Annotated in this window: 17 protein-coding genes; 16 read left to right on the top strand and 1 reads right to left on the bottom strand. The window is 71.6% G+C overall.

What is annotated here, in order from left to right; all coding sequences use genetic code 11:
• Positions 1-133 precede the first annotated feature (133 nt).
• The 16 genes from CI785_RS13575 to CI785_RS13650 all read left to right on the top strand — a co-directional run bounded on the left by CI785_RS13575 (position 134) and on the right by CI785_RS13650 (position 13,411).
• Complete coding sequence (locus CI785_RS13575) at positions 134-961, top strand: flagellin N-terminal helical domain-containing protein (protein ID WP_105032590.1); 828 nt, start codon at positions 134-136, stop codon at positions 959-961.
• A gap of 144 nt (positions 962-1,105) precedes the next feature.
• Positions 1,106-2,479, top strand: a complete 1,374-nt coding sequence (fliD, locus tag CI785_RS13580; RefSeq protein WP_105032591.1) for a flagellar filament capping protein FliD — start codon at positions 1,106-1,108, stop codon at positions 2,477-2,479.
• Positions 2,480-2,926: a flagellar export chaperone FliS gene (fliS, locus tag CI785_RS13585; protein ID WP_105032592.1), complete on the top strand. Its 447-nt coding sequence runs from the start codon at positions 2,480-2,482 to the stop codon at positions 2,924-2,926.
• Positions 2,919-3,377: a hypothetical protein gene (locus tag CI785_RS13590; RefSeq protein ID WP_157940276.1), complete on the top strand. Its 459-nt coding sequence runs from the start codon at positions 2,919-2,921 to the stop codon at positions 3,375-3,377. The genes fliS and CI785_RS13590 overlap by 8 nt, the downstream gene beginning before the upstream one ends.
• A gap of 125 nt (positions 3,378-3,502) precedes the next feature.
• Positions 3,503-3,844: a flagellar basal body rod protein FlgB gene (locus CI785_RS13595; RefSeq protein WP_105032594.1), complete on the top strand. Its 342-nt coding sequence runs from the start codon at positions 3,503-3,505 to the stop codon at positions 3,842-3,844.
• Positions 3,844-4,236, top strand: a complete 393-nt coding sequence (locus CI785_RS13600) for a flagellar basal body rod protein FlgC (RefSeq protein ID WP_105032595.1) — start codon at positions 3,844-3,846, stop codon at positions 4,234-4,236. Before CI785_RS13595 ends, CI785_RS13600 begins: the two co-directional genes overlap by 1 nt.
• Positions 4,236-4,538: a flagellar hook-basal body complex protein FliE gene (gene fliE, locus CI785_RS13605; RefSeq protein WP_105032596.1), complete on the top strand. Its 303-nt coding sequence runs from the start codon at positions 4,236-4,238 to the stop codon at positions 4,536-4,538. The genes CI785_RS13600 and fliE overlap by 1 nt, the downstream gene beginning before the upstream one ends.
• On the top strand, positions 4,538-6,178 hold the full coding sequence (gene fliF / locus CI785_RS13610) for a flagellar basal-body MS-ring/collar protein FliF (RefSeq protein WP_105032597.1): 1,641 nt from the start codon (positions 4,538-4,540) through the stop codon (positions 6,176-6,178). The genes fliE and fliF overlap by 1 nt, the downstream gene beginning before the upstream one ends.
• Positions 6,175-7,197: a flagellar motor switch protein FliG gene (gene fliG / locus CI785_RS13615; protein ID WP_105032598.1), complete on the top strand. Its 1,023-nt coding sequence runs from the start codon at positions 6,175-6,177 to the stop codon at positions 7,195-7,197. The genes fliF and fliG overlap by 4 nt, the downstream gene beginning before the upstream one ends.
• Entirely contained in the window at positions 7,187-7,789 is a 603-nt protein-coding gene (locus CI785_RS13620; protein WP_105032599.1) for a FliH/SctL family protein, read from the top strand. The genes fliG and CI785_RS13620 overlap by 11 nt, the downstream gene beginning before the upstream one ends.
• The gene (locus CI785_RS13625) at positions 7,786-9,102 is read left to right on the top strand and encodes a FliI/YscN family ATPase (RefSeq protein ID WP_105032600.1); all 1,317 of its coding nucleotides are present in this window, start codon (positions 7,786-7,788) and stop codon (positions 9,100-9,102) included. Before CI785_RS13620 ends, CI785_RS13625 begins: the two co-directional genes overlap by 4 nt.
• The gene (locus tag CI785_RS13630; protein WP_105032601.1) at positions 9,102-9,536 is read left to right on the top strand and encodes a flagellar FliJ family protein; all 435 of its coding nucleotides are present in this window, start codon (positions 9,102-9,104) and stop codon (positions 9,534-9,536) included. The genes CI785_RS13625 and CI785_RS13630 overlap by 1 nt, the downstream gene beginning before the upstream one ends.
• Entirely contained in the window at positions 9,533-10,300 is a 768-nt protein-coding gene (locus CI785_RS13635; RefSeq protein ID WP_105032602.1) for a C40 family peptidase, read from the top strand. The genes CI785_RS13630 and CI785_RS13635 overlap by 4 nt, the downstream gene beginning before the upstream one ends.
• Positions 10,297-11,736 (top strand): flagellar hook-length control protein FliK, encoded by a 1,440-nt coding sequence (locus CI785_RS13640; RefSeq protein ID WP_105032603.1) that lies wholly within the window; start codon positions 10,297-10,299, stop codon positions 11,734-11,736. The genes CI785_RS13635 and CI785_RS13640 overlap by 4 nt, the downstream gene beginning before the upstream one ends.
• A 15-nt stretch (positions 11,737-11,751) precedes the next feature.
• Entirely contained in the window at positions 11,752-12,183 is a 432-nt protein-coding gene (locus CI785_RS13645) for a flagellar hook assembly protein FlgD (protein WP_105032604.1), read from the top strand.
• A gap of 55 nt (positions 12,184-12,238) precedes the next feature.
• Positions 12,239-13,411, top strand: coding sequence for a flagellar hook protein FlgE (locus tag CI785_RS13650; RefSeq protein ID WP_105032605.1), 1,173 nt, complete (start codon positions 12,239-12,241; stop codon positions 13,409-13,411).
• A 91-nt stretch (positions 13,412-13,502) separates the two neighbouring features.
• On the opposite strand, the gene map is transcribed toward CI785_RS13650, so the two are convergent.
• On the bottom strand, positions 13,503-14,276 hold the full coding sequence (map, locus tag CI785_RS13655) for a type I methionyl aminopeptidase (RefSeq protein ID WP_105032606.1): 774 nt from the start codon (positions 14,274-14,276) through the stop codon (positions 13,503-13,505).
• Between the last annotated feature and the right edge of the window lie 9 nt (positions 14,277-14,285).

Here is a 14,285-nt window from a genome sequence, read left to right on the forward strand (position 1 = left end):
TTCGCACCGTTTCGGGCAGGCCGGGAAAGAAAGTTGCTCCGAGTCCTAACATCGGCTGCAGGACCTCCGATAGCTACTGGTGCCGGCCCATGGATGGGCCGGCGATAGCAACCCTTTCACGGAGGAATACATCATGGGTTTCCAGATCAACACCAACACCGCGGCCAACACCGCATACCGCAACCTCTCCAGTACCCAGGGCGATATGTCCAAGTCGCTGGAGAAGCTGTCCAGCGGTCTCCGCATCAACCGCGCAGCCGACGACGCCGCCGGCCTGTCCATCGCCGAGGGCCTGCGCTCGCAGGTCAACGGTCTCGGGGTTGCAGCCCGCAACGCCCAGGACGGCATCAGCGTTGTCCAGACCGCGGAAGGTGCACTGACCGAGGTCCACAGCATCCTGCAGCGTGTCCGTGACCTGGCAGTGCAGTCGGGCAACGACTCGAACAACGCCGACGCACGTACGGCGATCCAGACCGAGGTCACTGCCCTTGGTGATGAGCTCACGCGCATCGCCGGCAGCACCAACTTCAACGGCACCGACCTGCTCACTGCTGCAGCAGCTGACCTGACCTTCCAGGTCGGTGCAGGCTCGACCGCAGCGAACGATCAAATCACGGTGAAGACGGCCGACGTCGAGGCTGTGGCAACCGCCGTCAAGGGTTTGAAGTTCAGCACTGCAGCTGAGGCGCTCACGTCGATCGCTGCGCTGGACACGCAGATCAAGGCCGTGTCCACCTCACGTTCCGAGCTCGGTGCCGTGCAGAACCGCTTCGAGTCCGCGATCAACAGCATCAACGTCTCGCAGGAGAACCTCTCCGCGGCCGAGTCCCGCATCCGCGACACCGACATGGCGAAGGAAATGGCGAGCTTCACGCGCTCGAACATCCTCTCGCAGGCCGGTACCGCGATGCTGGCCCAGGCCAACCAGATGAACCAGGGTGTCCTTCAGCTCCTCCGCTAGACGGTGAGCTCGTAGGCGAAAGGTGCACGGTGGCGGGACTGATCCTGGACCGAGAGGTCCCGCCACCGCGCATTCGCCGCGAAGTAGTCGGATGAACCCGCAATCGAAACCCCGGAAGATCCCGTCCCACCCGAGAGGTAACCCATGGCGTTCTCCATCGACGGCATCGCCAGCGGGCTGGACACCACGACCATGATCAACCAGCTCATGCAGCTGGAAGCCCGCCCGCAGACGCTCCTCAAGGCGAAGGCCACCTCGACACAGGGTTTCGTCACCGCCCTGCAGCAGCTGAACACCCGCTTGAGTTCCCTGACCGAGCTCGCGACCAAGACCGCCAAACCCCTGGCCCTCGACCTCTACAAGGTGGCCAGCAGCTCCGACGCCGCCACCGCCACCGCGACGTCCTCCGCCGGCGCCGGCACCCTCGACTTCACCGTCAAGCAGCTCGCCTCCTCCCAGTCCTCCGTCACGGCGGCCATGACGGCCTTTTCCGCGGAGGCCTCCACGCTCACCCTGCGGGCGAAGGACGGGACCACCACCGAGATCGCCACCACCGGAACACTCGACGACGTCATCGCCCAGGTGAACAAGGCCGAGGTCGGCATCACCGCCACGAAGGTCAGCGCCGGGACCCTCGGCGGCGTGCAGCAGTACCGGCTCCAGTTCACCGCGCAGGAGCCCGGTGCCGAGCATCGCTTCGATGTGTTCCGCGGAACCGCGGCCGATATCACCGCCGGCACCGCGACCGCTCTCTTCTCCGAGTCCGGAGCGGCCACCGTCCGCGCAGCACAGGACGCCGAGGTGGTCCTCTGGGGCGGTACCGCCGCCGAGCAGACCCTCACGTCGTCATCGAACACGTTCGCGGACATCCTCCCCGGCGTCTCCGTCACCGTCGCCAAGACCACCACCGACCCGGTGTCCGTCACAGTTTCCCGTGATGCCGAGGCCACCTCCACCAAGGCGAAGGAGCTCGTGGACGCCTTGCGGGGTGTCTTCTCCTTCGTGGAGGCCAACACGAAGGTCACGCCAGGCGCGACGGCCAGCGCTGCGCCGACGGCGGGCAGGTTCACCGGCGACAGCGCCGTCCGCGGGATCACCCAGTCGATGCTCACGGCGGCGACGGCGCCCATCAACGGCAGGTCGACGTCGGAGCTCGGCATCACACTGACGCGCTCCGGGACCGTCGAGTTCGACGCCGAGAAGTTCGCCGCCGCGCTCGCCAAGGACCCGGCCGCCGTGAAGGACGCCCTCACCCAGCTGTCGACGCGCGTCGCGGAGGCAGGCAAGGCGGCCTCGGACAAGTACGACGGCGAGCTGACAAGCCGGATCAAGAGCCAGGAATCGACGGTACGTAACCTCAACGACCAGGTGTCCGGCTGGGACCAGCGGCTCGAGAAGCGCCGGAGCGCGCTCGAGCGCACCTACTCCGCGCTCGAGGTCCAACTCTCACAACTCCAATCACAGGGGGACTGGCTGTCATCCCAGCTGGCAGGCCTCCCCACCGGAAGCGGGCTCTAGATGCTGCAGATGAACGGGTACCAGGCCAAGCGGTCGCAGTACGTGCAGGACGCCGTCCTCTCGGCGACCCCCGCCGGGCTGCTGACCATGCTCTACGACCGGCTGCTGCTCGACCTGGCGCGCGCCGGGGCAGCCCAGGAGGCGGGGGACTGGAATGTCGCGTCCCAGAATCTGCTGCACGCCCAGGACATCGTCGGCGAGTTGATGTCCTCGCTGCGCACGGACGTCTGGGACGGGGCTGCAGGGCTGATGTCCCTTTACACCTATGTGCGGCAGACCCTGATGGAAGCCAATACCCGGCGGGACTGCGCAAAGACGGCGGAGTGCGCCGAGATCCTCGAGCCGTTGCGGCAGGCGTGGCACGAGGCCGCGTGGGCCGGCCGGCCGGCCGCCGTCGCCCAGGACCAGGGCGCCCCGCGGGCCCTCGGAGTCCTCGGCGTTGGTTGACGAGGCCCCGAGCACCACAGTGGGAGCCCTCGAGGGGATGGAGCGCGACGCCGCCCTGAAGGCCTGGACCGGCGTACTCGATGACCTGGAGGCAGCCCTCGATTCCGCCACGAACAAGACCATCGACGGGATGACGGACGAGCCGGCGCTCGGAACGGCGATCGACGAGGCGGCGGCTGCGGATCGAGCCCACGATCCAGTCCCGAGTCGCGTGGCTCCCGCCCTCGCCCGGCACGCCGTCGCCGGGAGCTGGGCGCCGCCGCGCCTCGAGAGTCCGATCCCCGACGCCCTCCTGGCACGGGCGCGGCGCATCCGCGAACGCCAGGTGGCCGTCCTGTCCCGCCTCGCCGCGGACGCCGACACGCTGCGCCGCCACCGGACCGCGCTCGGCTCGGTCCGGGCCGCGACAGCTCCGCGGCAGTCCGCCGTCTACCTCGATGTGACGGGCTGAAACTTCTCCCCACGGGCTCCTAACGGGTGGCCGAGCGCCATCCGATAGTTGCCGGTGAGCACGGATCGCTCACCCCCAGGCCATGGATCGGCCGCTCGACCTTGTTCAGAAGAGGTTCTGCCGTCGTGCTCGATTCCGTGTCCTCGCTCGCCCTGCGGAGCGCCCTCGATGGGCTCGCCCTGCGCCAGCGCGTCACAGCGAACAACATCGCGAACGTCAACACCCCCGGCTTCCAGGCCCAGCGCGTCAGCTTCGAGGACTCCCTCGCGCGCTCGGTCGCGATGGGCGGCGGCAGCGTGCAGGCCACCACGGACGTCTCCCTCGAACCGACCCGGCTGAACGGCAGCAACGTCAACCTGGACACCGAGACCCTCTCCAACATCGACACCGTTCTGCGCTTCCAGTTCGCGGCGCGCGCCGTCGAGGGCCCCTTCACCAGCATCCGCACGGCCCTGAGGACCTCCTGATGACCTTCGACGCGATCGGGATCTCCGGCACCGGCCTCACCCTGCACCGCAAATGGCTCGACGCCGTCTCGGACAACATGGCCAACGCCAACACCGTCACCTCCACCGACGGCACGGCCTTCCAGCAGCGTTACATCACGGCACGCGCGGACGAGAACGGCCAGGGCGCCTACGTGGCCGGGGCCGAGTTCGGCAGCGCCGAGGGCCGACTGGTCCACCAGCCCGACCACCCCCTCGCGGACGAGGACGGCTACGTCCGCTACCCCGACATCGACATGAGCGCCCAGATGGGCCAGCTCATCATGGCGCAGCGCGGCTACCAGGCGAACGCCGCCGTCGTCGACCGCGCCAAGGCCACCTACGAGGCCGCCCTTCAGATTGGACGTTCCTGATGCCCGTTCCCGCGATCGGCGCGGTCCAGCCCGCCGCCACCTCCTACCTGCCGTCCGTCGGTGCCGTGTCCGATGCCGGTGGCGAGGGGTTCGCCACCTCGCTCACCTCCGCCGTGGACAACCTGCAGGGCCTGCAGTCGGTGTCGAACGGACTCGCCGTGCAGGCCGTCACCGGCGACCTGACCGACATCCACAACGCCACGCTCGCCTCCACGCGTGCCCAGGTGACGCTCGAGCTCGTCGCCGCCGTCCGGAACAAGGGCGTTGACGCCTTCAACGAGATCATGAGGATGCAGGCCTGATGCCCACGCCGCTGTCCACCGCCGCCACCCGTCTCGGGGATGCCGCGAAGAGCTTCACCATCGCCCAGCGCACCATCGCCATCATCGGCGTCGCGGTGCTCGTGCTCGGCGGGATCGCACTCACGTCCTGGCTGTCCAAGCCCTCCTACACGCCGCTGTTCTCAGGGCTCGGCGGGGAGGACGCCAGCACCATCGTCGACCAGCTGCAGACCGACGGCGTGCCGTACGAGCTGACCGAGGGCGGCGGCACCATCCTCGTGCCCGAGGAGTCGGTGTACGACCAGCGGATCAAGGCGGCCTCGGCAGGCCTCCCGTCGTTGTCCACCGGCGGCTACTCCCTGCTCGACGACATGGGCGTCACGTCCTCCGAGTTCCAGCAGTCCACCACGTACAAGCGCGCCCTCGAGGGAGAACTCGCCGCCACCGTCTCCGCGATCGACGGCGTCAAGACCGCCACCGTGCGCCTCGCCATCCCCGAGGACACCGTCTTCGTCGCGGAGCAGGGCAAGCCGACGGCGTCGGTCTTCGTCGAGACCAGCCCCGGCGCCACGCTCTCGAGCGACCAGGTGCAGGCCATCACCCACCTCACCTCCGCCTCGATCGACCGCATGGACGCCGCCGACGTCGCCGTGATCGACGCCGAGGGCCGCGTGCTCTCCGCCGTGGGCGTCGGCGCGACCGGCGGCAGCGACCAGCAGGCCTCCGACTACGAGCAGCGCATCAGTGCGTCGGTGCAGGCGATGCTGGACCGCGTGGTCGGCGTCGGCAACGCGACGGTGGCCGTGGCAGCAGACATGAAGCTCGAGAGCGCCGAGCGCGTCGAGGAGAGCTTCACGACGCCGGACAACGCGCCCGCCCTCAACGAGTCCACCACCACCGAGGCGTACGAGGGCGCCGGCGGAGGCAATGCCGGCATCCTCGGACCGGACAACATCGCGGTGCCCGAAGGCGGCGCGAACGGTGACGGCACCTTCAATTCCGAGACCAGCACGCGTAACAACGCCGTGAACAAGACCACCGAGTCCACCACCGTGCCCGCCGGAGGCATCAACCGGCAGACCGTCTCCGTGGCCGTCAACCAGGGCGCCACGGCCAACATGGACGTGGCCGCGCTGACGGCCCTCGTCTCCGGTGCCGCGGGGATCGACGCCGCTCGCGGGGACGTGGTGACGGTCGAGGAACTGCCCTTCAACGAGGCGGGTGCCGACGCCGCGGCGGATGCCCTCGCCGAGGCCGAGGCGGCGCGGGCGGAACAGCAGCGCGCGGAGCTCATCCGCACCCTGTCCATCGTGGCGGCCATCCTCCTCGTCGCCATCGTGGCGCTCATCGTCTACGCCCGCCGGTCACGCAGGCAGCGGCGCGAACCGCTGGACCTCGGCGAGCTGCAGGGCGTGTACCCGGCCCTGCCCGGTCCCGGCACGCCCGCCCTCGATCCGGCCGTCGCGCTCCTCACCCCCCTGGAGCCCGCCCCGAACACCACCACGATCGACGTCGCCGCGGTGCAGAACGCCCTGCTGGCCGGATCGGCGGAGTCCGACCTCGAGCGCATGCGTGCAGAGGTCGACGCCCTCGCAACACAGGATCCGGCGAAGACGGCCGAGTTCCTGCGCAGCATGATGGATGACAGGCAGAGCGTATGAGCACCCTCGCGCGGACCGCCGCGACCGGGACGCAGAAGGCCGCCATGGTGCTCATGCAGCTGGACCAGGCTCGCGCCGCGGAGGTCCTCAAGCAGATGTCCGAGGCCGAGGCCGAGGAGATCGTCGCGGAGATCGTGCGCCTGCGCCGGGTGGAACCCGCTGCTGCCGAGGAAGCGCTCGCCGAGTTCCACGAACTCAGCACCAGCGGCCGACGCCGGACCCGCGGCGGCATGGACGTGGCGATCGGTCTCCTCGAGACCTCGTTCGGCGCGGAGCGCGCGGCAGGCGTGGTGGGGCGCCTGGCCTCGACCGCGGCCGGCAAGTCCTTCGAGTTCCTCGACAGCGTGGAACCCGGCCAGATCCAGACCGTCCTCGAGGGCGAACTGCCGCAGACCATCGCCCTGGTCCTCGCGCACCTCCGACCCGAACGCGCATCGACCGTCCTCGCCGGGCTGAACCAGGACACCGGCACCGACGTCGCCCAGTGCATCGCCACCATGGGTTCCGCGACACCCGAAGCCGTGTCCATCGTGGCCGACAGCATCAAGATCAGGGCAGGCGCCGTCGCCGCGCCGCGCCAGGGCGTGTCGGCGATCGGCGGCATCCAGCCCCTCGTGGACATCATCAACCGCGCCGACATCGGCACCGAACGCGCACTGCTCGACGGCCTCGAGCACCGCGACCCGGCGCTCGCCGAGGAGGTCCGCGCCCGCATGCTGACCTTCGCCGACATCGTCAACCTGGAGCGCCGCGACGTGCAGCAGGTACTGCGCGGCATCGACTCCGCGGTGCTCGCCCTGGCGATGAAGGGTGCCGCCGAGGCCGTGGTGACCGTGATCCGTACCAATGTCTCCGAGCGCAACCGGGAGGTCCTCGACGACGAGATCCGCGCCGTCGGGCCGGTCCGCATGTCGCAGGTCGAGGAGGCCCGCGCCGAGGTGGTGCGTGCCATCCGCGATCTCGAGGCGCAGGGGACCATCACGATCCAGCGCGGGGACGAGGACGAGTATGTCGACTGACGCACTGACCCCCGTCGCCTTCCCGCGGCTCGGGCCCGGCTCGGGCCAGGCGGCGCACCACGCCGCCGTCACGCAGGGGCACGCCGCGGGCTACGCCGACGGGCTGGTCCTCGCCCGCGCCGAACTCGCGGAGCACCGGGCACGGCTCGACGCCGAGCATGCCGCCGCCCGCGCGCACGCGGACGCGCTCCTCGCGCAGCGGCTCCGCGTCCTCGACGCCGCCGCACGGGCGCTCGACGCGCGGACCGCGCCGGTGCTGGACCACGCCCGGACGCGCATCCTCGACGCCGCCCTCGGCATCACCGAGGCACTGCTCGGGCATGCGCTGCAGGACGGTCCGTCCTCCGCCCGCGCCGCCGTCGAGCGTGCCCTCGCGGCCGCGGACGGGGAGGAGGTGCGCGCCGTCCGGCTGCACCCCGCCGATATCGACCTGCTCGGACCCGGCATCGTGCCCACGGGTGTCGACCTCGTCCCCGATGCCGCGCTGCAGCGGGGGGACGCCGTCGCGGAGTGCCCCGACGGCTCGATCGACGCGCGCCTCGGGACGGCCCTCGCACGGGTCCGCTCCGCCCTGTCCGGGGCCACGGCGTGACGCTCGCGCTCGACGAAGTGCTCCGGCTCGCCCGGACCGCCGCAGTGCCCCAGCGTGTGGGCCGCGTGGCGTCCGTCGTCGGCCTCGGGGTGGACGTCGTGGGCCTCGACTGCGCCATCGGCGACCTCGTGACCATCGGCGACGACACCCCCGTGGACGCCGAGGTGGTGGCCGCCTCGCTGACGGGGCTGCGCTGCATGCCCTACGCCCACCTCGCAGGCATCCAGGCCGGCGCTCCCGTGCGCGCCCAGGGGAGGCCCCTGCGGGTGCCGGTGGGTCGGGGACTGCTCGGCCGCGTGCTCGACGGCGTCGGCCGCCCCATCGACGGGCGGGGGCCCCTCACCGACGTGACGTGGGTGTCCCTCGGCAACACCCCGCCCCCCGCGCTGCAACGCACCCGCATCACCGAGCCCCTGCAGCTCGGCGTCCGCGTGATGGACACGCTCACCACCGTGGGGCGCGGGCAGCGCATGGGCCTGTTCGCGGGGTCCGGCGTCGGCAAGTCCTCGCTGCTGTCGATGATCGCGCGCGGGACCGACGCCGCCGTCTCCGTGATCGCGCTCGTGGGGGAGCGGGGCCGCGAGGTCCGCGAGTTCCTCGAGGACGATCTCGGCCCGGAAGGCCTGGCCCGATCCATCGTGGTGGTCTCGACGTCGGACGAGCCCGCGCTCCTGCGCCTGCGCGCGGCCTTCGTGGCCACCCGGATCGCCGAGGCGTTCCGCGACGAGGGCTCCGACGTCATGCTGATGATGGACTCGCTGACACGCGTGGCCATGGCCCAGCGCGAGATCGGCCTCAGCGTCGGCGAGCCTCCCGCGACACGCGGCTACCCGCCGTCGACCTTCTCGCTGCTCGCCCAGCTCCTCGAACGGGCAGGGACGGGGGCCACGGGTTCCGTGACCGGCATGTACACGGTGCTCGTGGATGGCGACGACCACAACGAGCCGGTGGCCGACGCCGCACGCTCCATCCTCGACGGCCACGTGGTGCTCGACCGCAAGCTGGCGGTCGCCGGGCATTTCCCGTCCATCGACCCGCTCGCCTCGATCTCCCGGGTGGCCTCCCGCGTCACGACCCGGGAGCAGGCGGGGACCGCCTCGGTGCTGCGCCGGGCCCTGGCCGCACGCAAGGCCGCCCAGGACCTCATCGACGTCGGCGCCTACCATCGCGGTTCCAACCCGCTCGTGGACGCCGCGGTGGACCACGAGGCCGCCGTGAACGCCTTCCTGCAGCAGCGCATGGACGAGCAGACCCCGTTCGGTGAGGCGTGGAACCGCCTCGCCCACCTGACCGCGTCGATGGGAGTCATCTGATGGCACGACAGTTCCCCCTGGCCGGCCTGCTCCGGCTCCGGCAGCTGCGCGAGGACGAGGCCGCCGGCTCGCTCGCCGCGGCGAACGAGCGACTGCGTGCCTCGCGGACCCGCACCGAGGGCGTCAGCGGCGCCCTCGGCGGCACGGACCTCGATCCGGCCGGAGCGGCATCGCTGCACGCGGTGGCGGCAGCCCGCGCATCGGCCCGCAGCATGCTCGCCGATCTGCAGGCGCTCGAGGCCCGGCTGCTCACGGAGCAGGAACACGCGCAGACCACCTACCGGGGAGCCCGGGCCGCGACGATGGGCCTCGAGAAGCTGGAGGCGCGGCACAGCGAGGTCGAGGCGACCGCGCTGCTCGGCGCCGAGCAACTGGTCCTCGACGAGATCGCCTCCGCCGGCAGACTCCAGCACACAGGGAAAGACAGGGCATGACCATCACCGACGCGGTAGGCCGCATCCAGCAGATCCAGTCCACCCTCACCCTGCTCGCCGCACCGGCGGCACGTGCCGCGGCCGGCAGCGCCTCCACGACCCCGGCGGGTACCGCCACGACAGGCACCTCTGCAGGCAGCCCCACCGCCGCGCCGGGGGCGACGGCGGACCTCTTCGCCGAGGCGCTCGCCGGCGTCGCCGATGCCGGCCTCGCACCGAGCACCCCGGTCGCCGCTCCCGTCGCAGCCCCGAGCCCGACGCCCGTGCCCCTGCCCCTGCCGGCCTCGGGCGACGCAGCGCGTCTCATCGAGGCAGCCCGGTCGTACGAGGGCATCCCGTATGTCTGGGGCGGTACCGACCCGGCATCGGGCCTCGACTGCTCCGGCTTCGTGCAGCGTGCCTACGCGGACATCGGCATCCAGCTGCCCCGCGTGACGTGGGACCAGATGAACGCCGGCGTGCACGTCCCGTCCCTCGCCCAGGCACAGCCCGGAGACCTGCTGTTCAGCCACGACGGCGGGCACGTGTCCATGTACCTCGGGGGCGGCAAGGCCATCGACGCCCCGCAGCCGGGCCAGACCGTCGCCGTGCGCGACATGTGGGAGACGGACGCGAACATCACCACCATCCGCCGCATCCTGCCGGAGGCTCCCGCAGGTTCGGCGTCCATGGTGCCGGCAGCCGTCACGCCCCCGGCCGCCACGGGTCCCGCCGATGAGGCGTACGCCGCGCAGGCCGCCTTCCTCGCGAGCATGGCACGATGAGCCCGGTTCAGGGTCAGCCGATCGCGGCCGCTCCCCGCGACGCGATCCGTTCCATCCGTCCGGCAGCTGGAGGCCGCGACGGCGGGTCCCCAGCGGCGTCGTTCGGTGATGCCTTCCGCAGGCACGCGGAGCGTCCGGACCGTTCGTCCGATGCCGCTGAGGCAGCCGGTGGAGCGCAGGGTGATCCTGCCGCTGCCGCCGCGTCGTCGGCTGCCTCCGCGTCCGGCGCAGTGGCGACGGCACAGCCCGGGATCCCTACGAAATCAGGCCCCCCGGGCAGCGCTCTCGGATCCACCGGTGCGTTCACGCCGTCCATCGACGCGCAGACCGCGCAGACCGCGCAGGCCGCACCGGCCGCACCGCAGGGGTCAGCACCGGCCCTAACGGGCTCGTCGGAGGCTTCCGGCGCCCCGACCGCGGCGTCGTCGGAAGCCTCCGGCGTCGTCCCGTCGACGCCCGGGCAGGGACCCGCACGCCGGGACGGTCCGCCGTCGGCCGGCCCGGTGGTATCGGTGGGAGCGCCAGGCACGGTGAGCTCCGTGGCCGAGACGGCGGGCACGGAGGCCACGGCGGTCCCGACGTCCCCGGGACCTGCGGCAGCCCCGGCGGGCCGGCAGGCCCTTGCCTCCGCAACGACGCAGATTCCCGACACTCGGGGGATCCCCGGGGCAGGTGAGCAGGCGGGGATGACGGCGGCCCCGCTCGAGGTGGCCGGAGCGGGTGCCGCTGCCGTGGCCCTACCGACGGGCGGAGCGCCCGGCACGTCCGGCGCGCACGCCCCATCGGCAGCGGGTGAGGTGGTCGCCGGCGACGCGGCGACAGGGCAGGGCGAGCCGCACCAATCCGCACCCGGAGGGACGCCGGCTGCCAGCTCGTCGACCTCCGCCGCTCCACTTGCCGAAACCGTCGGGCACACGGACCCCGTCCAGCTGCCTCCGGCGGCCCGGGCCGACCTGCCCGTGCAGCAGGTCCCGTCCGCCGTCGTCGGTGCCGCCGACGCTCACGCGCCCGGACGGCAATCCGCCGCTCCCTTGCCGCAGCAACTCGGCGGTCCCGCTTTCGCGCTCGCCCAGGCGGCGGCGGACACGCCGGGCGGGACGAGCACCATCACCGTCACCGTGGCGCCGGAGGACCTCGGCCCCATCACCATCCGCGCCAGCCTCTCCCCGGACGGAGCGCGGATCGAGTTCTTCTCCGCGACGGACGGCGGCCGCGAGGCGCTCAAGCAGGCGCTGCCGGACCTGCGGCGGGAGGCGTCGTCGTCGGGCCTGTCCGCATCGCTGGACCTCGGCACCGGCACGCCGGATGACGGCAGGGACCGGGCGCGGGAGGACACCGGACGGCGCTCTCCGGCCGCGGAGAACCGGACCCCGACCGCCACCCCCTGGACGGGCCGCCCGATCCCGGGCACCTCGACCCTCGACCTCTTCGCCTGACCCGGAAGGACACCCATGCCCATAGATCCGGTCGCGTCCGCGACCTTCGCCCCCACCGTGACTCCCGCCGCCGGCACCCGTCAGCAGGCCATGGACTCCGAGGTGTTCATGTCCCTGCTCGTGAGCCAGCTGCGCAACCAGGACCCCAGCGCGCCGATGGACACCAACCAGATGATCTCCCAAACCACTCAGCTGGCCATGATGGAGAAGATCACCCGGATGACCGGTCTGAGCGAGGAGAACTTCCACCTCCAGATGCGGTCCTCGGCCGCCGCACTCATCGGCAACGAGGTCTCCTATACGGGGCTGGACGGCGTCGAGGCCCGCGGTCTTGCGACCGCGGTCTCCTACAGCGGCCCTGTCCCCACGGTCACCATCGGTGGCAAGAGCATCGCCCTCGACCTCGTGTCCGGTGTCGGCGCCCTGCCCGCCCCGGCCGCACCCTGACCTCCGAACCTCACCAGACCCTCCCGCTCCGCACTCCGCACCGAAAGGCACCATCATGCTTCGCTCGCTCTACTCCGGCATCTCGGGGCTCCGCTCCCACCAGACCATGCTCGATGTCACCGGCAACAACATCGCCAACGTCAACACCACGGGCTTCAAGGCCTCCGCCACCCAGTTCCAGGACACGCTGTCCCAGCTGACCCAGGGCGCGGGCGCACCGCAGGAGGTCCTCGGCGGCACCAACCCTGCCCAGGTGGGTCTCGGCGTGCAGGTCGCAGGCATCGTCACCAACTTCTCGCAGGGGTCGGCCCAGGCCACCGGCCGCGCCACGGACATGATGATCTCCGGTGACGGCTTCTTCATCACGCGCCTCGGTGGCGAGACCCTCTACACCCGAGCGGGCGCGTTCACGCCCGACGCCGACGGTCGGCTCGTCACGCCCGACGGCTCCCTCGTGCAGGGCTGGCCCGCCGTCAACGGCGTCGTCCAGGAGGGCGGCGCGGTGGGAGACCTGCGGATGCCGAAGGGTGCCGTCTCGCCGGGACAGGCGACGACGACGGCCCGCGTCACCGGCAACCTCCCCGCGGACGCCGCAGTCGGCACGCAGATCCTGCAGGAGAGGGTGGTGTACGGCGCGGACGGCACGGCCCGCGACCTCACCCTGACCTTCACGCGCTCGGCCACGGGCTGGACCGTCGCGGGCCAGGACGCCAACGGTGCGGCAGGTGCCACCGAGCTCCTGCTACCCAACGGCCAGGCCGCTGCGGGCTCCTCGGTGGCGGTGGGTGGCATCGCCGTCGACCTCTCGGGCGTCACGGGCTTCGCCCAGCTCAAGACCGTCTCCATCTCGGAGGGCGACGGACGCGCGGCCGGTACCCTCGAGTCCTTCACCGTCGCGGCCGACGGCACGCTCGTGGGCGCCTTCAGCAACGGCAGCCGGCAGCCCCTCGGACGCGTGGCGCTCGCCGGTTTCGTGAACCCGACAGGCCTGGAGAAGGCGGGCGGCTCCTCCTACCGTGCGACGGCGAACTCGGGCGCCGCCGAGATCGGCGCCGCCGGCGCCAATGGTCTCGGGTCGCTCGACGCCGGGACGCTCGAGATGTCCAACGTGGACCTCTCACAGGAGTTCACCAACCTCATCGTGGCGCAGCGCGGATTCCAGGCGAACGCCCGCATCATCACCACCTCCGACGAGGTGCTGCAGGAACTCGCGAACCTGAAGCGCTAGACCGGCCCGGGCACCGGCCGGCCCTGGCCCGTCAGCGGGAACTCGCACCTGCAGGCGGGCATGCGCGGGCCCGGCCAGGACGCGTCGCGCATCACCGGGTGGGCAGGGTGAGGATCTCGGCGCCGTCGTCGGTGATCGCGATGGTGTGCTCCGTGTGCGCCGTCCGGCAGCCCGTGGCGCTGCGGAGTGTCCACCCGTCGGCGTCCGTGATGAGCGACGCGGTGTCCGCCATCACCCACGGTTCCAGCGCCAGCAGCAGCCCGGGACGCAGCTCGTAGCCGCGCCCGGGACGTCCGGTGTTCGGGATGTGTGGGTCCTGGTGCATGGTGGACCCGACGCCGTGTCCGCCGAAGTCGGTGTTGATCGGATACCCCGCCTCGTGGAGGACCGAGCCGATGGCATGCGAGAGGTCGCCGATGCGAGCGCCTGGGCGCGCGGCGGCGATCCCTGCCGCGAGCGCGCGTTCCGTCGCGCTGATCATCGCGGCAGTTCCCTCGTCCGCGGAGCCGCCCACCACGAAGCTGATCGCGGAGTCGGCGACCACCCCGTCCAGGGACACGGCGAGGTCGAGGGACAGCAGGTCGGCGTCGGCGAGGGCGTAGTCGAACGGCAGTCCGTGCAGCACGGCGTCGTTGACGGAGGTGCAGATGTAGTGCCCGAACGGACCGCGGCCGAAGGACGGCGCGTAGTCGACGTAGCAGGACTGTGCGCCCGCCTCGGTGATCATTGTCCGGGCCCAGCGGTCGATGTCCAGCAGGTTCGTGCCCACGGTGGCGCGGCTCCTGAGATCCTGCAGGATGTCGGCTACCAGGGCGCCTGTGGCTCTCGCGCGGCCCACCTCGGCGGGACTGAGGATCTCGATCATGCGGTGCCT

This window comes from Arthrobacter ruber (genome assembly GCF_002954225.1).
Classification (GTDB): Bacteria; Actinomycetota; Actinomycetes; order Actinomycetales; family Micrococcaceae; genus Arthrobacter_D; species Arthrobacter_D ruber.